General features: G+C 38.2%; 19 protein-coding genes and 1 pseudogene. 16 read left to right on the forward strand and 4 right to left on the reverse strand.

Translation table 11 applies throughout. From position 1 onward, the window contains the following. Window positions 1-384 precede the first annotated feature (384 nt). The 4 genes from ACNR9Q_RS00405 (at window position 385) to ACNR9Q_RS00420 (ending at window position 4,264) form a co-directional block, all read left to right on the forward strand. Window positions 385-1,788, forward strand: coding sequence for an alpha/beta fold hydrolase (locus ACNR9Q_RS00405; protein WP_419212605.1), 1,404 nt, complete (start codon window positions 385-387; stop codon window positions 1,786-1,788). 262 nt (window positions 1,789-2,050) lie between these two features. Then, window positions 2,051-2,443, forward strand: coding sequence for a hypothetical protein (locus tag ACNR9Q_RS00410; protein ID WP_419212606.1), 393 nt, complete (start codon window positions 2,051-2,053; stop codon window positions 2,441-2,443). A 170-nt stretch (window positions 2,444-2,613) separates the two neighbouring features. Further along, on the forward strand, window positions 2,614-3,399 hold the full coding sequence (locus ACNR9Q_RS00415; protein ID WP_419212607.1) for a DUF4261 domain-containing protein: 786 nt from the start codon (window positions 2,614-2,616) through the stop codon (window positions 3,397-3,399). Window positions 3,400-3,628: 229 nt separating this feature from the next. Continuing rightward, window positions 3,629-4,264: a hypothetical protein gene (locus ACNR9Q_RS00420; RefSeq protein WP_419212608.1), complete on the forward strand. Its 636-nt coding sequence runs from the start codon at window positions 3,629-3,631 to the stop codon at window positions 4,262-4,264. A 225-nt stretch (window positions 4,265-4,489) separates the two neighbouring features. Here the strand turns inward: ACNR9Q_RS00420 and ACNR9Q_RS00425 are convergent, their stop codons facing one another. Further along, the gene (locus tag ACNR9Q_RS00425) at window positions 4,490-5,563 is read right to left on the reverse strand and encodes an IS110 family transposase (protein ID WP_419211348.1); all 1,074 of its coding nucleotides are present in this window, start codon (window positions 5,561-5,563) and stop codon (window positions 4,490-4,492) included. A 388-nt stretch (window positions 5,564-5,951) separates the two neighbouring features. Between ACNR9Q_RS00425 and ACNR9Q_RS00430 the strand changes: the two genes are divergently transcribed. The 4 genes from ACNR9Q_RS00430 (at window position 5,952) to ACNR9Q_RS00445 (ending at window position 9,866) form a co-directional block, all read left to right on the forward strand. Beyond that, complete coding sequence (locus ACNR9Q_RS00430) at window positions 5,952-6,875, forward strand: hypothetical protein (RefSeq protein WP_419212609.1); 924 nt, start codon at window positions 5,952-5,954, stop codon at window positions 6,873-6,875. 164 nt (window positions 6,876-7,039) lie between these two features. Then, window positions 7,040-8,800, forward strand: coding sequence for an ATP-dependent nuclease (locus ACNR9Q_RS00435; protein ID WP_419212610.1), 1,761 nt, complete (start codon window positions 7,040-7,042; stop codon window positions 8,798-8,800). Between the two features lie 137 nt (window positions 8,801-8,937). Continuing rightward, window positions 8,938-9,525 (forward strand): hypothetical protein, encoded by a 588-nt coding sequence (locus tag ACNR9Q_RS00440; protein WP_419212611.1) that lies wholly within the window; start codon window positions 8,938-8,940, stop codon window positions 9,523-9,525. Continuing rightward, window positions 9,522-9,866, forward strand: coding sequence for a hypothetical protein (locus ACNR9Q_RS00445; RefSeq protein WP_419212612.1), 345 nt, complete (start codon window positions 9,522-9,524; stop codon window positions 9,864-9,866). Before ACNR9Q_RS00440 ends, ACNR9Q_RS00445 begins: the two co-directional genes overlap by 4 nt. A gap of 95 nt (window positions 9,867-9,961) precedes the next feature. Here ACNR9Q_RS00445 and ACNR9Q_RS00450 read toward each other — a convergent pair. Beyond that, a pseudogene (locus ACNR9Q_RS00450) lies at window positions 9,962-10,135 on the reverse strand (transposase); the annotation flags it as partial. Window positions 10,136-10,341: 206 nt separating this feature from the next. Here ACNR9Q_RS00450 and ACNR9Q_RS00455 point away from each other — a divergent pair. The 7 genes from ACNR9Q_RS00455 (at window position 10,342) to ACNR9Q_RS00485 (ending at window position 17,695) form a co-directional block, all read left to right on the forward strand. Beyond that, window positions 10,342-10,860, forward strand: a complete 519-nt coding sequence (locus ACNR9Q_RS00455; protein ID WP_419212613.1) for a hypothetical protein — start codon at window positions 10,342-10,344, stop codon at window positions 10,858-10,860. Between the two features lie 70 nt (window positions 10,861-10,930). Next, window positions 10,931-11,383, forward strand: coding sequence for a DUF4440 domain-containing protein (locus ACNR9Q_RS00460; RefSeq protein ID WP_419212614.1), 453 nt, complete (start codon window positions 10,931-10,933; stop codon window positions 11,381-11,383). Beyond that, complete coding sequence (locus ACNR9Q_RS00465) at window positions 11,338-12,222, forward strand: DoxX family protein (RefSeq protein ID WP_419212615.1); 885 nt, start codon at window positions 11,338-11,340, stop codon at window positions 12,220-12,222. The genes ACNR9Q_RS00460 and ACNR9Q_RS00465 overlap by 46 nt, the downstream gene beginning before the upstream one ends. 131 nt (window positions 12,223-12,353) lie before the next feature. Beyond that, the gene (locus tag ACNR9Q_RS00470) at window positions 12,354-13,658 is read left to right on the forward strand and encodes an ectonucleotide pyrophosphatase/phosphodiesterase (protein WP_419212616.1); all 1,305 of its coding nucleotides are present in this window, start codon (window positions 12,354-12,356) and stop codon (window positions 13,656-13,658) included. A gap of 968 nt (window positions 13,659-14,626) precedes the next feature. Then, window positions 14,627-16,114, forward strand: coding sequence for an ArnT family glycosyltransferase (locus ACNR9Q_RS00475; protein WP_419212617.1), 1,488 nt, complete (start codon window positions 14,627-14,629; stop codon window positions 16,112-16,114). 123 nt (window positions 16,115-16,237) lie between these two features. Further along, entirely contained in the window at window positions 16,238-16,675 is a 438-nt protein-coding gene (locus tag ACNR9Q_RS00480; protein WP_419212618.1) for a nuclear transport factor 2 family protein, read from the forward strand. Window positions 16,676-16,816: 141 nt separating this feature from the next. Then, entirely contained in the window at window positions 16,817-17,695 is an 879-nt protein-coding gene (locus ACNR9Q_RS00485) for a cation diffusion facilitator family transporter (RefSeq protein ID WP_419212619.1), read from the forward strand. A gap of 2 nt (window positions 17,696-17,697) precedes the next feature. Here ACNR9Q_RS00485 and ACNR9Q_RS00490 read toward each other — a convergent pair whose 3' ends face one another. Beyond that, window positions 17,698-18,570, reverse strand: a complete 873-nt coding sequence (locus ACNR9Q_RS00490) for a diacylglycerol/lipid kinase family protein (protein ID WP_419212620.1) — start codon at window positions 18,568-18,570, stop codon at window positions 17,698-17,700. A gap of 60 nt (window positions 18,571-18,630) precedes the next feature. Here ACNR9Q_RS00490 and ACNR9Q_RS00495 point away from each other — a divergent pair, with 60 nt between their 5' ends. Beyond that, the gene (locus tag ACNR9Q_RS00495) at window positions 18,631-19,608 is read left to right on the forward strand and encodes an App1 family protein (RefSeq protein WP_419212621.1); all 978 of its coding nucleotides are present in this window, start codon (window positions 18,631-18,633) and stop codon (window positions 19,606-19,608) included. Here ACNR9Q_RS00495 and ACNR9Q_RS00500 read toward each other — a convergent pair. Further along, entirely contained in the window at window positions 19,605-20,495 is an 891-nt protein-coding gene (locus tag ACNR9Q_RS00500) for a flavin reductase family protein (RefSeq protein WP_419212622.1), read from the reverse strand. The genes ACNR9Q_RS00495 and ACNR9Q_RS00500 overlap by 4 nt on opposite strands. Window positions 20,496-20,506: the final 11 nt, after the last annotated feature.

Consider the following 20,506-nt stretch of genomic DNA (forward strand, 5'->3'; position numbering starts at 1 on the left):
ACAAATAAAATATACAAAGCCAAAATTTTCAATCTAACTGAAAAAAATCCAAATTAAAAATTAGTGCTTAATATTACTCCTTCTTGAAATATTGAATTAGACTATATTTTTCGGTCGAAATAAAATGAACTTTACTCTTTTGGACTTTAATCCAAAGAAAAAATTGAAAACGAAAACGTGGGTGATTATTCAAACGTATAGCTACTAATGCTAACAACACCTATAATTAATTGCGGTCGGATTTTCCCTTCGGAAAATCCACGCTTATTTAGTATGTTTAGTCTGCGGGCCGAAATCCTGTCGGATTTCAAACCGCAACTAATCATAGCCAGAACGTTAGCGTTCATTGTAAAAAAGCATTATAGAAAATTTCAAAATCAATATATGAGTATACGTTTATGGACTGTTTTGATTTTGGCGATTTTCTTTCATTCATGTAGTACAACTTCTCCAAATGAAGTTATAGATGGCATCCTAATAGTTCCTGAAAACCGACTAAATCCTGATTCTCGAACTCTTAAATTAGCATATAAAGTTCTTAAGGCAAAAAAAGCCGATTCGTTAAAAGCACCTATTTTATATTTACAGGGTGGACCAGGTGTTCCTACCTTAATCATGGAAGAGAATTGGAAAAATCATCCTTTTAGGAAAAATAGGGATATTGTACTTATGGATCAACGTGGAACAGGTGCGTCGTCCGATGCAGACTGTAGTAATATAGGTAAAGCTATTATTGCTGTCCTAAGACAAGACTTAAGTGCTAAAGAAGAATTGAAAGCCTTGGACTCAATCTTTAATCAATGTAGCAAAGTACTCAATAAAAAAGGGGTCGATTTGGCAGGCTATAATAGCCAAGAAAATGCTGCTGATTTCGAGGCCTTGCGCAAAGATTTGGGATATGAACAATGGAATCTATTAGGAGCATCTTACGGTTCAAGATTAGGATTGACCATCATGCGCGATTTTCCAAGTAGTGTTCGTAGCTCAATCTTCGTTGGTGTTTTCCCCCCAGAATCTCAATTATTTGGAGAAACGATTATCGATTTTGAAAAATCCCTTTTTGAAGTTCTCAAGCGTTGTGAACAAAGTGAAAAATGTAATAGCCGATATCCCCATCTTAAAAATCGTTTATTAAGTATACTAAAAAAATTAAAGTCGGAACCCTTGCGTTTAGACTACGATTCAAAACCTTTTATTTTGAACCGTCGAGATGCCTTACTATTATTGCATCAATCACTTTATAGTCGCCAGACAATAGCTGAAATCCCTGAAATTATTCAAGCGATAGAGAAGGGTAATTCGGAACCCATAAACAAAGTCCTTCAACGTATTGAGTTTATGTACAATCTTGTTCATTGGCCTATGAACAATTCTGTCATGGCCTATGAAGAACTGCCATTTATGGATAGTGTTGAAATAATTAATGCTCAGAAAAAATCTGAACTGGGATTTGACATTATGACCTTTGAAGGGTTAAACTCTCTTTCCGATTGGCACGCATTTAGGGCAGAGGCTCATGAAAACCAACCCGTGATTTCAGATATTCCAACATTAATGGTTTCAGGCGGTTTAGACCCAATCACTCCCAAAAGGAATTCCGTCGAAGCTTTAAAGTATCTAAAAAATGGTTACGGAGTCGATTTCCCAGATGAAAGTCATGATTTGGCTAACCCATGTTTCCTTCAAATTACCCAAGATTTTCTTAACAATCCATTCCATAAACCAGATTTAAATTGTAGCACGATAAGACAACCAGTTGAATGGAACTTATACCAACAATCTAAATAAATGGCCTGCTCTAATGGAATTTTCACTCGGGCTGAAACAACGAACGCTAACAAAGCCTAAACGTAATGCGGACTTTAGGGTAAAACCGAAAGGTCTGTGTATATTTATGAAGTCGCTAAATCTTATGGATTTAGCTGTGGACAAAAAAAGAAAAAGCAAAACAATAAGCTTTAGCTTCGTGCGCAGACGGAAACGAAAAGTCTCCTTGCCTCCGCACTACGCTTAGCCCAACCGTTGGGCACAATATCCACGGAACACTAAAATGAAAAAAATACTGATTTTAATATTAACTATTTTACCTCTGACCTTACTCGGACAACAATTGGAATGTTGCAAATCTGTTGAGGAAGTCGGAAACGAAATAAATGGATATTGGAAAATGAAAAGTCCAGACAAAAATGAACAGTTAAGGTTTGAATTTAATAATGGAATTGGAAAATTTTGGAGGTATAAGTTTAACAAGAAAAACGATTTAATAGAAACCAAAGAAATCGACCAAACATTAGAGATTTTTGAAACTAAATCTGGATTTGAAATGGACTGGAGCAACGGAAATAGAATTGGAACTTCAAAAATTAAAGTGCTAAATACGACAACTCTTGTCTTTGTGCGAAGAGACGGAAAAGAAACGGAATATTATAAAATTGCGGAATAAAAATACTGTACACAACACCGGCTATAGTTCATTGCTTCTGACTTTCCTCTCGGAAAGTCCTCGCAAATTTGCTATCTTAAGTTTACTGCGGAAAATCCGCGCGGATTTTCACGCAACGAAACCATAGCCAAACACGTTACCTGCAAGCTTAAAAAAAGACGAAATAGACCATGTTTGACATTTTTAAAAAGAAAAATAAGACAGTTGACCAAGCGGCAAGGAAACCCAGAACCGTACTTTGCATTCCTGGAAATTGGAATGACAGGGATGAAATTCTGACTTCAATTACAAAGAACAATTTAAATGAGTTCCTTTTTGCTGGTATGATACTAATGAATCTGAGAACAAAAAAAGGATTTGAATTAGAAATTTGTGAAAGAGATGAAAGAATGAAAGAATCATTCAAATTCGCAGGAATGGTAAATAAAGTTTCTGAAGAATTTCTGAATGAAATAGACAAACACAAATTTGTTATTTACTTAATTTCCGAGACAGGTGATTTAAAAAGTGCCAAAGAAATTGCAGAAGCAGGTAATGCAATTTTAAAATCTGGGGGAACAGGGATTAAGATTGAATCAACAGGTAAAGCATTTACGAAAGAAAAATGGACTGAATTGTTAACAAACTTTGAGGAATCAAACCTTTATAAAATGTTTGTTCTTGATTCAATTAGTGATGGGAAAGGTACTACATATACTTGTGGGATGCATAACTTAGGACTTAAAGACTGCATTGTCTATGGAGAAGAATTTCAAGATTCTGTTGATTTACTATCAATTTTCGGATATTATCAAATAATAGACAAACCTGAAATAAAAAATGGACAAACATTTAGTGTAGATAATGATTCTCCAATTTTTGAGATAACAGATGAGAACAATCAACCAAATAAAGGAGATGAATTATTTGAAAACCCTTATGGAATGTGGAAATTAAAACAAAAAGCCAGCAGGTAACAAAGTACATATTGCAGGGCGGGGTTTGGTGGTACGCCAACTGCGGATTCCCGTTTCGCAGTTCCGTGTCCTTCGGACAGGAACGCTCTCCGAAATCCGCCCCGACAACATGTACCAACCGTTGTAAAACATTACCTACATAAATAAACTCTGTTAATTTCTTAAGATAACGATTCAAATTTTTTGTGGGGAAATTATACTAAATTTAATCGTTAGTCAGAATTTTAAAGTGAATTGGAATAAAATTTCAAATATTAAGCCTGCAATGATTGTTTTTCCAATCATCTTCGTGGCACTGTCCGTTGGATTTTATAGTACTTTTCAAAAGGAAAAATCTCTCTCAAAAAATAATAAAACAACTTTAGGGAAGGTAACCAAATTAAAATATGGTAAAAACGGTTATATAAAATACGAATTTTATGCTAATGGAAAGTTATATCAAGTAAGTGACCCCGATGACGCAGGTTGGCCTAAATATGTTAGAAATACGAAAGCAATCTTAAATAGATTTTATCAGGTAGAATATGATTCCAGTAAACCTTATAACGCAAAAATTCTAATAGATATTAATTCTAAAAGTGAAAGGGAACTCTTAAATAAAGGTGTTAAAATAAATGCTATAATCGATAAGGCTTTTGCAACATCAGGCACTTATATTGATCTATATATAAAATACACTTACGATAAAGGAGATTTCTCCTTTAGAACACGATTACATAAAGATAGTCTCCCATGTGGAAAAATAGAGGATTGCAAAGCCTCAAGAATTGATTTGGTAATAGCCAAAGAATATCCAGAATTAAATAATTTATATCATAAAAGTTATGACCGTCAATCAATGAAAAATGCTAAACTGAAGAAATAAAAACGTTTTACAACACAACCTAAACGTAATGCGGACTTTAGGGCAAAACCGAAAGGTCTGTGTATATTTATAATGTAGCTAAATCTTATGGATTTAGCTTTGGACAAAAAAAGAAAAAGCGAAACCAAAAGCTTTAGCTACGTGCACAGACGGAAACGAAAAGTTTACTTGCCTCCGCACTACGCTTAGGTACTGTGTCAAAAAACAAGTTTTTTCTTTAAAATTTTAGGAAGCAAGTTGATCTATCAAGTTGTTATCCCGCGCAGCAAGGGCTTCATGCTTTTGCTGCTTTTTTGTCTCAAATGCCACGTCATAGACTTCTTCGTTTTTCCATAAGGTGTACATCAATATCAACAACTTTCTTTGAACCGCTATTAAGGCCACCAATGGCTTTGCTTTCTTGGGTTTAAGTCTATCATAGAATTGTTTCAACGTTGGATTACAGCGCACGCAGGTCATCGACGGCATATGTAGAACTGCCCTGATATGGCTGTTCCCCTTTTTGCTGATCCTTGTTTTCCCTTTAAAGTTCCCGGACTCTCGCAATACAACATCATAACCGGCATAGCTGGTCAGTTGTTTTGCGTTCTCTATGGATTCAAAACCTAAGGTCTCTCCAACAACGGTAGCTGCCGATATGAAGGAAATACCCGGTATACTCACCATAAAGTTGATCTTGTTCCGCAGCACTTCATTTTTAGATATGAGTTCGTGCATCTCTTCTTCTATTGTTTCTATTTGAACTTTAATAAGCTTCAAGCGGTTCTTATGCCTTTTCAATGCTTTGGCATTATGATGAACACCCGATATGATTGCCCCCTGGCGGTTGTTCTCTATTGTTCTATCTTTTATCAAAGAACTTCGCTCCCTACTTAACGCTTTTAATCGTTGAAGTTCTTCACTGGGCGGTTGCCAAAGACGGATAGACCTTTCCAGACCGAGCATACTGAGCATTTTACAATCCAAAGCATCTGTCTTCGAACGTTGGTCCAGACTCCGAGCGTAACTTTTTACCCTGCCCGACTGCATTACACAAACCGAATAACCTTTGGCGTGTAGATAATGGGCCACGCCTTGATGGTATACTCCCGTGGCTTCCATGACCACCAAAAGCTCAACTTTGGTATCCGCGGATTTTCTCAACCATCTCAATAGCTCTTTGTAACCTGATAGATCATTGGGTACATCTGGATGGGAGGTGAATTCTTTATCAAGTCCATCTGTTAGAAAACCTAGGGATAATGACAAGTTCAGTTTGGACACATCGATACCCAAACATTGTTTTAAACGTTTTTCCATAACATCGTTTTTTTTAGCTATAACTTTCCTCAGCATCCTTGCTCGCATTTGATTCGATCTCTGTTGAATAGGACCTAGGTACTGTCCGGATTCCAAGAAAATTATAGAAGGGCGGGATTCCTATGAAACGATATCACCATAGGCGTATCTAGCCGAGACCTCTCTGTCCCTTCTATTTTAGCATATTGTTGAGTATACAAGCTACCGCTTTTAAAAGCGGTAGCTTGGTTAGAGTGTAACCCTAAGCGACGATATCATTATTCTGCATCTAGCCAAACCACGAAATCACTCTTCTTTACCAACTCTTTTATTATTCTATAATACCTTATCTTCAACTTAAGTATCAAACATACGAGCCGATAACGTTGGGGCACAATATGAAAAAATTATGGATGGAATAACTATTGGATTAACTGTCGGAGGAATTATTGTAGGTGCAGTAATAACCTACATAGTTTCAAAATACTTCTTTAATAAAAGCTTAAAAGAGAAATCCCTAACACCTTTTTTACAATTCACAAGCCGACTTTTTTCTGATTTAGACCCGGAATTAAAAGAGGAATTAATCGTAACTTATAAAGACCATAAAATTGACAATATCAATCAAGTGCAATTTTTGATAGCCAATGATGGAGATATTCCAATTAAAGATATTATTGAGCCTCTACGGTTAATAATACCTAAAGAGAACAGAGTCTTTAGCGCCAACATCATTCATATTGAACCTGAAGGTAGGAATATTGATTATGAAATAATCGAAACGGAAGACCAAAACATAATTGAATTTAGTATTCCCTTATTAAATTCAGGAGAATTTTTTGTTGTAAAACTATTACTTCAGGATTCACTTCCATCAGAATCGAAAGAAGAAAAGGAAAAACAAAACAAAATAACATACTCATTTACAATAACAGCAGATGATTTACAACCTAATTTAAAAATAAGCAGACTTCCTTATTCATATTACGAAGAAGAGAAAAAGAAAAAATACAATTGGACAGGCTTTTGGTTTGGAATTATCTTTGGAGTCTTACTTACAGCAATTATTGGAATAATTTATTCTTTTAAACATTTCGCAAAAGAACTTTATTTATTCTCTTTCAATAACTTCTTTAACGGTGAAACATTTAGTATTTACAATGTTTTCATTTTGCTATTAGCATTGTTAGCAATTGTTTTCCTGTTAATTACAATTGTTGGAATCGTACAAGCAATAAGTGAACTGACACCTAATAAAAAGCCTAAATTTAAAGTACCAAGTAAATTAAGAAAAGGGAGAGCACGATCTTATCCTTTTGAAATTTTTGATTAATAAAATACTGTGCCAAACAATGGCTATAAGCAATTGCTTGTTCTCGCCTACTTTGGAAATTCCTGCGGAATTTCCAACTCGGTGTTTACTTGCAAAGTTACATGCTAACCCACGCAACTACTCATAACCGAGACCGTTAGCCACAAGTAAAAACAACAACACGAATGAAATTTAAATTGTCAGAATTTAGTATTAAAAATTTTCGCTCGATTTCAAATATCAAACTGACAATAAATGATGGGAATTTAATAACTATTTGTGGTTCGAATAATGTTGGGAAAACGAACTTTTTACGAGCTTTAAATTTGTTTTTTAATCCAAACACTGAAAATTTTAATGCAGAAGAGGATATCCCATATCACATTGCGGAGGGGTCAAGAGGTCAAGGTTATGCAATTTCATTAAAAGCAAAAATTATTGAAATCGAAAGTGGTTTAGCATATTCATTCTCACAAAGTTTTACTGAAAAAGCAGGTAATAAAGAGATAACATTAAAAGGCAAAAAAGAAAATGTAGATTTAACTGAAAAAGAAATTCGAGATTTTCTTGCTAAAAATTTCAAATTCTTTTTTGTTGAAGCAAGTAATGTTAATATACCAAAACTGGTTTCAGAAATAGTAAATGATGAAATACTTCCATTGGGACTTGACCAAAGAAGAGGAAAAAATCAAAAAGAATCATTAGCTAAATTGGACGAATTTATAAAGTTATCTAAACAGTCTGTTGGCAAAATTGAAACGGAATTAACGAAAATTTTTCAAAGTCATTTAAAAGATGTAGAATCAATAGATTCTAATGATTGGAAACTTCAAATAAGATTTCCTGAATATTTATTTTTAAGAGATGCAATTTCGAAGATTATTGAATTTACATTGTTTGATACTAATGAACGAAAGCTTGAAACAAAAGGTAGTGGTATTCAAAGAACAATTTTATTATCTTTAATTCAATACGTTAATTCAAGGACAAAAAGAGATATAATTTGGGCAATTGATGAACCAGAAGCATTTCTCCAAGCTGGTTTACAGAAAAGTCTTTATAACAAATTGATATCCGAATCAGATACAAGTCAAATAATTATTACTACTCATTCTCATTTTTTTATAGATGTTAATCAATTAGGTAACACCTTTTTATTTGAAGGTACAAAAGAATTGAAAGAATATTCTCGAAAAAAAGGGTTGCTCTTTTATAAATTAAATACGGTCATTTTCAAAGGTTCTAACTTTGAGCAGGCACAAAAAATTAAAGAAAATTTTGGGATAGGCAGAAATGATTCTTGGGAGGTTATGCCTTTTAACTTGCTTGTTGAAGGTCAAGAAGATAAAGACTTATTTGTTGCTCTATTATTAAAATTTAACTTACCAATTCCAAACATTTTAGTTGGTGGTGGTGTTGACAAATACCCAGGTTTTTTACAATTTTTAAACGATTTCTGTTCAGAATTAGAATATAAACCTAAAATAGTGGCAATCTTTGACAGAGACCCTGCTGGTAGAAGTAAATTTAACACCTTAAAGGATAAAGCCTATGAATCCATAGAGCTTGAATGTAAGTTTATTAATCGTTTTGATGATGAAAAATTTAATGATATTGAATTGGAAGACTTCGTATATCCTGATTTATTTTTTGATTCGGTAAATAAGTTCTTGCGAAAGAAAAAATATTCTCAAATTAAAAAAACAGATAGAAAAAAGAGAACTCTTCCTGCATATAATAGAAAGGCGATTTTAGATTTTGCAACAGAAATGTGCAGACAAAATAATGAAGATAAACACGAAATTGACTTTAATACTTTAAGTATGAAATTATTTTTGTCTAAAACAATATGTGAAATAATATCAAAAAAAGATATTTCAACTTACGACATAGAATATCCAAAAGTAAAACAATATCTGAAAGGAATAATAAACACCTGTGGCTAACAATGTATATAAAAAATAGGCGAAACAGTAATAAAATCAAGGCTTTTGGCTCGTATCAAAGTAAGTGCTTAACCGAAAGTTTTGTGCTTCGAAATCGCCTACTTTTCATATACTAAGCGTTTTGTGTAATTTAAAAAATGAAGTATATAGATAAATTCATACGGAATGAAATCAAATCTGATGAAAAGATGATTTGGGAGTGGATTCTAATAACTTTGTTGATTATTGGTGTCTTGTGGTTTTCAATTGTGTTTTTCTCTCTTTCATATTGGGTTGGTTATGGAGCTACTGCAATAATATTGTTGACTTTTTTAAAAATTAATATTGAGTTGTCCCATTCTAAAAAAGATTGGAGAGAAATTTTATATAAACTTGAAAACGAACAAAAAAAAGAAAATGAAAAGAAAAACTATAGAAGTCTTCCCTTATTTGATTATAGAATTCCAGAGCATAAATATGAATTGCTAAAGAATGTAGAAGGTCTTCAAATAATCTTTTACAATAAGATTTCGTCTTTAAAAAACAGAGAAAATATAAATTATCAATACTATGAAGAGTATTTAAGTACAGCTATTAGAGATTTAGACGAATTAAGAATAGTTATTATTCAACATCAATCTCCTCAAATTCAAAAGGAATTTATCACAATATTCTATTTCAGATTGAGTAAAGTAATGGAGTCAATTTCAAAATTGGAGTACGAAAGCAAAAAATTGGAAGAATGATAAAAATTTTTAAGAAAATAGGATTTTTCTTTGCAAAGAAAATTCACCTGTCGAAAATCAAAGTTTTATTAACGATACCACTAATTCTGGCTATTATTGCTTCAATAACTTTAGAAATTGATTTTGAAAAATATTTTTTAAAATTTTCAAAAGATTCAAGTCCATATGGTGAATTTTTAACTTTATGTATTTTGATTGTTATTCTAATAATAATTGATTTAATCCACGATAGAAGTGAATCGAATAAAAAAGGACGAAAAATGGAAATTGACGCAAAAGTACTTGCTGACCCAAATATTTCTGAAGAATTGAAAGAAAAATTCCTTTCGAAATATGAATAAAACTAAACACAACAATGGTAACCGTTGCACAAGCCCCTAACCAATTAAATTACAGATGAATATCAGCCCCTTTACGGGGCTTTTTTCTTGTCGACTCAGAAACGGAAGTCCAAATTCCGATGCGTCATGGAAGCTTGAAACAGGTTTTGTAGCACACTTTTGGCCACTGCCATCAAAGCAAGCTGTCCCGCCCCGCTTTTTACCCGTTTTTGGTCGAATTTCAGGTACTTCTTCAGGTTATAGGCGATGGCCGAGAGGTGCATCCCTTTTCATGAGAAGGGTCGGCTCTAATATCGGTAATCACATTTTTTGCGGCGTATACAGTACGTTGGATAAGGTAGTTCAAATTGCTTCACTTACTTCCTGAATTTACGATCGATCAAGGGATCACCAATGATTACCAACCGATTTTTTCGCTAACTTGTACAGCAGGCTTAATGGCCATAAGTAATTGCTTTAATTGAGACCTAAAAAAATGAATTCCATAAAAAAAATCCTTTTGCTAATCATAACCTTGACTGGCTTTTCATCCTGCGATACAGAAGATGCAAAACCGGAAACGGAATACTTTTTTACATTTAAGAGCCCAATTGATTTGAATATTGAAGAATTTAATATTCTGGTTCAATTTGTTAGAGTATATGAGATGAATGGAAATGATGAAGGAATCAGAACCATTTATATTGGTGGAGAAAATTTGGATTACCGAAAAAATGATTCAAATGAAGCAGTATTGGTATTCAAAGCAGATAATGATTTATCCAAGGCGGTTGCCTTTGACTTCGGATTTGATTCAGGTTTTTTAACCGTCGATGGAGAGCAATTTAACTATCAATTATTAGATGCTGCAATTTCAAACAGAACTGATATAGAATTGGATTTGTCAAATGACATGAAGTCAACACTAATATTCGAATTAGATTTAGAAAATGGTCTAATCCAAGAAGAAAACGGCGATTTTAAGTTTCTGGAAAAGGTGAGTTTGAAGCAATAATTATTGCCATCCACAGTAACGGTCGCAGAAATCCAGATAAGGTAATGTTCATTAAAATTCAATCCTAAATATGAAAACGATAAAACTCCTACTGATGCTGGTCGTAGCCTACTGTTTTTCTACAGCGGCACTTTATGCCCAAACCGATAAGGAACAAATCCTTACCCTTAGAGATGCTTCCAACCAAGCCCTAAAAGCCCTTGACCACACCAAAGTGCTGTCCTTCTTGACCGAAGATGTCTTGACCACTACCGGCAGCGGAACCTTGCTTTCCGGTAAAAAGGCACTGGAAGACTATATTCTAGAGGCTGGCGATAGCAAAATGTACTGGGTACGCACCGCACACGAAATTGAGGTCAACGAAAAAAGAGGATTAGCCTGGGAAAACGGCATTTGGAACGGTTACGACCCCGATGTAAGTGAGAAAGCCATTGTCGGGGGCAACTACTCCGCCCAATGGACCAAAGCCTCTGGCGTATGGAAAATAAAGGCACAGCTTTTTGTGACGTTAAGGGAGCACTAAAAACCCTCCAACATTACGAACGGATTCCGAATTCAAAAGACTTGCTAAAATTGCTTACCTACCAAGAATTGGCGGCAATCCCCATAAATTGTAAATTCGTGATTTACACAAATCCTACTGCCTTGTCCACGGTTTTAAAATTTGAACGGTTCTATGTAAGCCTTAAAAGCAATAGGTGGTATTGGCTTTTTGCGCTGTTTTGCCGTATAAGTTTGGCCTACGCCTTTATCGTTGCCGGTATGGTGAAGATTTTGGGCGAACGATTCGCTAGCGGACTTTCGCCCCTCCACCCCATGGGCGCCTATCTTGAGGCCCTACATCATACCGGTTATTATTACACCTTTATTGGAGTTGCCCAGGTGGTCGCCGCCGTTCTTTTATTGATTCCTAGAATGGTTCCATTAGGTGCATTACTTTACTTTCCCATTATCGTCAATATTTGGATACTTTCATTCGCCGTACGCTTTGAGGGCTCCTATGTTACGGCACCGCTCATGGTGCTTGCCAATCTGTTCCTGCTGGTCTGGCATTATGACCGACTCAAATTTCTGTTGCCCTTTAGAAAGTATACCCATGTTGGCCTATTCGAAAAGCCGACAACCTACAGCAACAGCTTTCCATGGCTATTTTTTATCGGGGTCATCATTACCGTCGTACTTACGGTAGTATGGGCCGAATTTGGATTGGAAGTGATGCCCAGGAATTCCCTATCGGACTGTAAGAAGCAGTTTGAGCATACCAAAAACGAAGAAGCCGGATTTACGTTTTGCGAATGTATCCATACCAACGGTGCTCCGTTGGATGCGTGCCTATCAGCCTTTGAAAGTTCCAAAAAGTAGGGACAGGGTCTGCTTCTCAAGGGGTAAACAGTTCCTGCGCCGGGTATTTCTTCATGTTTTATTCACACACATTCGCCAATGCTTTTCAAAAATTGCTCGTACCTTGTTCGGCACGAACAACACCACCAAACATGATACATCGAACTAGTCCATCGGTACTACTCTATTTTCTGGGCATTATCCTCCTAGCTTCCTGCCATCAAAAACTTGCTCCTACCGCAGCCAAACCTACCGCTCAACAAATTACGACCCTCAACTCTAAGGAGGCGCAGGAGAAACCCTACCTCATCTTGATTTCCTTAGATGGTTTTCGTTGGGATTATGTGGAAAAGTACGATCCGCCCAATTTGTCGGCCTTTATCGATGGCGGGGTAAAAGCGAAATCCCTTATCCCCTCCTACCCTTCCAAAACCTTTCCCAACCATTACACCATTGCCACCGGGCTGTACCCCGACCATCACGGTATTCTAGGCAATGTTTTTTACAGCTATAAACACCAAAAGGAATACAATATCCGGGACCGGGCAACCGCGGAAGACGGCAGCTTTTACGGAGGTTCGCCCATTTGGCTGGAAGCGAACAAAGCGAACATGGTTACGGCCAGTTATTTCTTTGCCGGTACGGAGGCCAATATCCAAGGGATTACCCCCACTTACTATTACAAATACGACGGCAAGGTTAAAAACGAGACCCGTGTGGCGCAAGCCATAGCTTGGCTCCAACTTCCCGCCGAAAAAAGACCACATTTGATTACCATGTATTTTAGTGATACGGACGATGTCGGACACAAATACGGTCCCTCCAACGAAGCGCAAATCAAAAAAGGCCTGTTCGAATTGGATAAAAGCTTGGGCAAACTGTTTCAAGAGGTGGCCGCAACGGGGTTGCCGGTGAACATCATCGTGGTGTCCGACCATGGGATGGCGGACCAGCCCACGACAACCCTCATCCCCATGGATGACATAGAAAATGATAGCCTTTTTACATACGTAAACCAAGGCTCCCTCGTGAACATTCACCCGAAAGGGCAGGTGGATATCGATCAGTTACTAACCTACCTGTCCACCAAAGAAAACCATTTTAAAGTCTACCGAACGGCGGATACACCCGGGTTTGAAAAAACCCCGACTCGACAAGACTGGGGAGTGTTGCAATTGGTTCCAGACAAGGGCTATTATTTTGCTCCCAAAAAGGCCATTGCCACCAGAATGGAAAAGAACATCAACACCACCGGGGTTCATGGTTTTGATACCAACCTTATCGACATGCACGGTATTTTTTACGCCAAAGGCCCCGCTTTCAAAAGCGATATGGAAGTCCCGTCCGTAAAGAACATCCACATCTATCCCTTGATGTGCAAAGTGTTGGAGTTGGAAATCCCTGCAGGTATCGACGGGAACATCAATGCGTTGAAAAGTGTTTTGCGTAGTAACTAAACCTTTCATTAAACAATCGCTTTAAAAGACGCATTGTCAGTTCGAGTGGTTTTAGGTTGTAGCGCAGCATCAACCTAAAATTGTATCGAGAACGATGGGGACACGCAAGGCTTCTCGATACTAATTTTTCGTGCCTCAAAATTCACTCGAAGTGACATATGGCACACAACGATTTATATTACAATCAAAACAATAAAACCTACTGTCAGTTCGAGTGAAACCCTGAAAGAGGTCTTGTATCGAGAACCGTTCGGAACACGCGAGCTTATCGATACATTTTTAGATTCGCGATGTTGATCTAAAAAACACCCGAAGTGACAGATGAACCAAGTAAGGGACAGGAAAACATAAAATGAAGTGTCAGTTCGAGTGGTTTTAGGTTGCAGCGCAGCATAAACCTAAAATTGTATCGAGAACGATTGGGACACGCAAGGCTTCTCGATACTAATTTTTCGTGCCTCAAAATTCACTCGAAGTGACATATGGCACACAACGATTTATATTACAATCAAAACAATAAAACCTACTGTCAGTTCGAGTGAAACCCTGAAAGACGTCTTGTATCGAGAACCGTTCGGAACACGCGAGCTTCTCGATACATTTTTTAGATTCGCTCTACTCATCTAAAAAACACTCGAAGTGACATACGGCATAAGAGTTCGTTATAATTAGACCCATAAAACGCACTGTCAGTTCGAGTGAAACCATGAAAGACGTTTTGTGTTTCGACCACACTCAGGACAGGTATTTTATTTATGCTCATATATATGAATGAGAACACTCGCCGTAACGGACAAGAATTGCTAGGAGAATATGACGGACAACAAAAAAGACTGGCGGTAGATTTATTCACAAAAAGTGGTTGGTACTGATAAAACAGGCTAGCGAAACTGCATTACATGATCTAGAATAAACCAAAGTTCCCTTATCTTAGGGACAGTAATAAATTCTTTACTGGAGACCAAACCATGAAAAAATACCTTCCGATCATCTTGGGTTTATCCTTGGTCAAGTTCATCATTCAATGCTTAGGCAATCGCAACTACGGCTTTCACCGCGATGAATTATTACACTTGTCCGCAGGCCAGCATTTGGATTGGGGCTATATGGAATTTCCCCCGTTCATAGGTTTTATCGGAAAAATAGCCCATTGGATTTTTGCGGATTCGCTATGGGGCATTCGGCTTTTTCCGACCTTGGCCGGCGTAGGCATCCTTATATTATGCTGTCTCATGGCTTTGGAATTGGGCGGAAAAACAAAGGCCGTTGTACTATCGGGCATCTGCGTACTCGCCTTCTTGCTCTTTTACCGGAATCATACGCTTTTTCAACCTGTGGCGTTCGACCAATTCTTTTGGACCTTAGGTTTCTATCTACTCCTCAAGTTCATCAACTCGCAAAACAAAAAATTCCTACTACTATTGGGAGTAAGCTTGGGGTTGGGGTTATTGACCAAATACACCATTTTGGTCTGGGCATTTGGAATATTCGTCGGGCTGTTTTTATATCAAAAAGGAAGCCTATTTAAAAACAAATGGCTTTATGTTGCCGCATTCCTTGCACTGCTCATTTTCCTACCCAATCTTATCTGGCAAATACAACACGATTTTCCGCTTTTAAAACACCTACAGGCCCTGTCCGAAAACCAATTGGAGGAAATAGACCCTCTGGAATTCGGTTTGGAACAACTCTATTTTCCGTTTACGCTCCTTGTCAGTTTGTTTGGATTGTTCAGGTTACTCATCAGCAAAAACTTGAAGAAATATAGGTCGCTGGGTGTGGCGGTCGTTGTCATTTTCAGCACGCTTTGGCTACTCAATGCCAAGGCCTATTATGTATTTGGAATCTATCCCGTTCTTTTCGCAGCGGGCGCCGTTACCCTAGAAACCTTGCTTTCAAAGAAACCCATTTGGATGTATGTCATTTCAGCCGTTGTCCTTTTACCTTCGCTTTATTTCATTCCCGAAGCGACGCCTGTTTTACCTATCGACACCTTTGTGGACTATGCCCAGCTAAAAGAGGAAGATGGCCGCATTACACTAACTTCTGATTATGCCGATATGTTCGGATGGGAAGAACAGGTGAAATTGGTCGACAGTGTCTATAAAACCTTATCCCCAAAGGAAAAACAAAACTGTGTTTTATGGGCGGAAAACTATGGGGAAGCGGGCGCCCTTAAAATCTTGGGTGAGCGATACAATTTGCCCGACCCCATTAGCAGGCACGGTAGTTTTTGGACTTGGGGCTATGGAAATCCCAATGCCGATGTATGGATCAGCCTTGGCAATGAGAAAGCTACCGTAGAAAAAGTTTTTCAAGAAACGGAACTGGTGAAAATTATTACCCACCCCTATGCCATCGACGAAGAAAACGGAATACCTTTATATCTCTGCCGAAAACCCAAAGTTGATATAGCAGAATGGTGGGCCAATTATGAGGATCATATTTTTGATTAAACCCAAAAACCATGAACCCAAAAGTATTTAAAACGCATACGGCAACCACTCCGGTCGAATTCCGGAAGATATATGCTTAACGCAGCACTATTCGTAATTGAAGCACTAAAAAATAAATATCCCATGAAAAAAATAAACGTATTGATCATCGCTTTTACCCTGATTACTTCCCTTGCCTTTTCCCAATCTAAGGATGAACAACGCATACGGGAATTGGAAAAACACTGGACCGCATTATTGGACCAAGGAGATACCGATGCTTTGCTGAAAATTTGGACAGAAGAGTATGTGGTCAACAATCCCAAAGGAAAAATCGTAACCCCAACCGACATTGTGGCCTTGATGAAGAGCGGTCATGTATTTCCCAAGGTGGAACGCATCATAGAGAAAATCACCTTCAACGGCAACATGGCCATTGTCATGGGCAAGGAACTGCAACAACCCGCAGATATGACGCCCGATCAAAAAGATTGGATACCAAGACGATTCACCAATGTTTGGGTCAAAAACAAAAAGGAATGGCAATTGGCAGGGCGACAGTCCGCCCAGATTTGTGAATAGGGAATTTAGCGATTCTATGGAAAAGTCCCGGTAAACGCCTTACTTCCTCAAGGAAGGATTGCGAAGAAATCGACCGTTTTTACACCTGAATTAATCCGCTAATTCCATTTCTTTGTTTTTGAGGTGCCGTACCTTTGCAACATGAACAATGTGCAAACGGCCATTAGGACGACATATTTCAGTATCATCGGGAACACCGCCTTGGCCTTGATCAAGGGACTGGCCGGGTTTTTCGGGAATTCCTATGCGCTTATTGCCGACGCTATTGAGTCCACCACGGATATTTTTTCATCTATCCTAGTCCTAGTAGGGTTTACCTATGCCAAACGCCCTGCAGATGATAACCACCCCTACGGCCACGGAAAAATTGAGCCCATTATCACCTTTTTAGTCGTGGCCTTTTTGGTGATTTCCGCAACCGTCATCGCTTACGAGAGCATAGAGAATATCCAAACCCCCCATAAAGTGCCCAAACCTTGGACTTTAGTTGTTTTGGGCCTGATCATTTTATGGAAGGAAATCTCCTATCAGGTCGTGATTAAAAAAAGCAGGCAAACCAATAGTTCCTCCTTAAAGGCCGATGCCTGGCATCATCGAAGTGATGCGATTACCTCCGTAATGGCATTTATCGGCATTTCCATTGCCATCTATTTTGGAAAAGGCTTTGAGACCGCTGATGACTGGGCCGCCTTAATTGCCGCTGGCTTTATTTTTTATAATAGTTATTTAATCCTAAGACCGGCCTTGGGCGAAATTATGGATGAACAACGATACGATGAGCTGTTGGAAGAAATACGGGTCAAATCCCTTGAAGTGAAAGGGGTCAAGGCCACGGAAAAATGCTTTATCCGCAAAGCGGGAATGAAATTCCATATCGATTTACACGCGGTGGTGGACGGTAAAATATCGGTTAAGGAAGGCCATGATATTTCGCACCATCTTAAGGATTATCTTCGGGCAGAACTCCCTAATATCGGTCATGTATTAATTCATATTGAGCCGGACGACCTTTTAGAATAGATTTACAACGCACTTAATATTTTTAATTTTTCAGGCCGCATTCTCGCCACAATTTCTTTTTTATCCCCCATAAATTCCCCATCTATTTGAAAAGGAAGGGGTTCCTCGCAGGTTATTCTGGCTTCGGTCGTTTTGATTACGGTTACAAATTCACTGTTGGGTGCTATTTCGCCGTAAAAGGTTTTCAGTATTTCCGATATATCAAAATTCTTAAACAGCAATACTTCAAAAATACCGTCATCCAATTTCCCGGTGGGATTGATATTGGCACCGGTGCCAAACTTTTTTGCGTTGGCAATGGCAACCAATATCACTTCTTCGTTAATTGTCTTATCATTGGCTTTTACCGTTACGGCAAACGGATATTTACTGGTGGTCAGGGTAGGTATGGCTTGTAGAAGGTATCCCAACTTTCCACGAACATCAGATTTCTCATAGTTTTTGATCAGGGCCGCATTCACCCCAAAATCGGAAATATGTAAAGAAGTATGACCTCCAACCTCTAGAATATCTAAAGTTAGAAACGTACCGCCCATGGCTATTTCTAGTTGTTCCTCTAAATCTTCTGGAATATTAAGATTCAATGCCAGTCCGTTGGCAGAACCACTTGGAAAAAGGCCGATTAAAAGGTCCCGGTCCTTAATAGCGTCGGCCACTTCGCGTATGGTGCCGTCACCGCCGGCTATAAAAATCCTTGAGAAATCTTCTTCATCCAAAAGGGAAAGAATCTTGACCTTATCCTCTTTACCGGTGGTCTTATACACCTGTAGTCCAAAGTTATTTTTATTGGCCATCTGCCGTACTGCATCCTCAATATGCTCCTTATCCTTATCCCCTGCAATGGGATTTAGGACCAGCAGTATTTTATTTTCCATATAGACCCACTATTTTACCCAAAATTAAGTATTTTCCAAACCGATGATTACCCCTAAAAAATGAAATTAGACCTACAATTGTATAGAGGCTATGCTAATGACACTGAAATCGTGGTCTTTGGACACGTTTTCGAATCATGGGGACCCAGTAACTACGAAATTGACCGCAACGGATTCTACCACATTCTAGCCCTGTGGAACATGTTCAGCATACGCCCCTTAAAAAATGTCGAGGTACAATTCAGGTTTAGAGATTTAAACGTAATCAGCAGTACCAATGCGAACGGATACTTCAGGTTCAATTTGCCCTATAATTTTCCGTTGGAGCCCGGATGGCATAGTTACGAAGTAATCTGTAAATTGGAAGGCCATCGATACGGAATTATCGAGAAGGCAGAATTTCGTAAACCCTTCGAAACCGGATTGACCATCATCTCAGATATTGACGACACCTTCCTGATTTCCCACAGTGGTAATATTTGGAAAAAACTCTATGTGCTGTTAACCCGAAACGTTAACCAACGTAAAACCTTTGAAGAAGTGGAAGCCCACTATAAGGCCTTGGAAAACAACCCGAAAAACAAGAATTCACCCAATTCCTTTTTCTTTGTATCGAGCAGTGAATGGAACCTCTACTACTTTATCGTACAGTTTTCCATCTTGCAAAAATTACCCAAATCCGTTCTTAAGCTTAAAGCACTGAAAACAAGGGTATTCGATTTTTTAAAGACCGGTGGGGGAAATCACGATCATAAATTCGATAAAATAGAACGGATCATTTCCTTTTATCCGGATTCACAGTATGTGTTGTTGGGAGACGATTCACAAAAAGATGCCAATATCTATGAACGCATCTGCACCAAGTTTCCAAAAAACATCAGAGCGGTGTATATACGGCAAGTTTCAAAACGACCCAAACCGGCCATTTTGGAGAAAATGAAGCAGATAAAAGAAAAGAATATTGAAACCTGCTATTTTACCAACAGTGCGGAAGCTATTGCCCATTCAAAACGAATAGGACTAATAAAAGCTGATTAAAGGTGCAATAGCGCCAATGCATCTTCCGTATGCCCCTCATTGATCCATTTTTGGGCCAGTTTATGCTTTTCCGTCACCGTATCGCTTAGTTCCAATACTGATTTTACCTCTGGATGTCCCGCAATACGGTCAATGGTCTCTCGGGTGGGAATTTCCTCCAAATTTCCCAAACGTCCTAAATTATTTCCGGTCAGGACGCTGCTCTCCCGTACTTCCTGGGGTAGGCTATCCACGCCTATGCCATGGGTACGGATGGGTTTTGGGATTTCAAAAAGTGCATCGCCATTTGCCCGGCAATACCAATTACCGCCCATACGGGCTACCAAATCCAGTTTAGGCGTATCCAAATTTCCTTCTTTATCCAAAAAGGCTTCGTTGATATGGATCTTAACCACTTTGGCCAATACCAGATTACCGGCACCACCTTCATCCCCTAAAGCAATTACTTGATCCACCACACATTCAAACGCTACCGGCGCCTCCCCTACTCGGGGTGGTTTTACCTTTTCACTGGGCACCTGAGTAAATCCGGCTTTTACAAATTCATTGACCCCATGGGCATATTCGGTACTGGACAAGGACATTTGCTCCACCATATCATAATTCACGATATTGATGACGGTTTCCTTAACCTCCAACACATTGTCCAAGGTATGTTTGGTAGTATTATCCCGACCTCTTCTGGAAGGAGAAAAGACCATAATCGGCGGATTGACACTGAACAAATTGAAATAGCTGAACGGACTCAAATTCACGTTCCCATCCTTATCGATGGTACTTGCAAAACAAATAGGTCTTGGCGCCACGGCAGAAAGTAAATAGCCGTGAAGTTCTTGCTGGGAAATGGAAGTTGGGTCGATGGATTTTATGTTCGTTTGCTTTTTCATTCGTTACTTTT

This window comes from Maribacter sp. X9 (genome assembly GCF_048537565.1).
Classification (GTDB): Bacteria; Bacteroidota; Bacteroidia; order Flavobacteriales; family Flavobacteriaceae; genus Maribacter.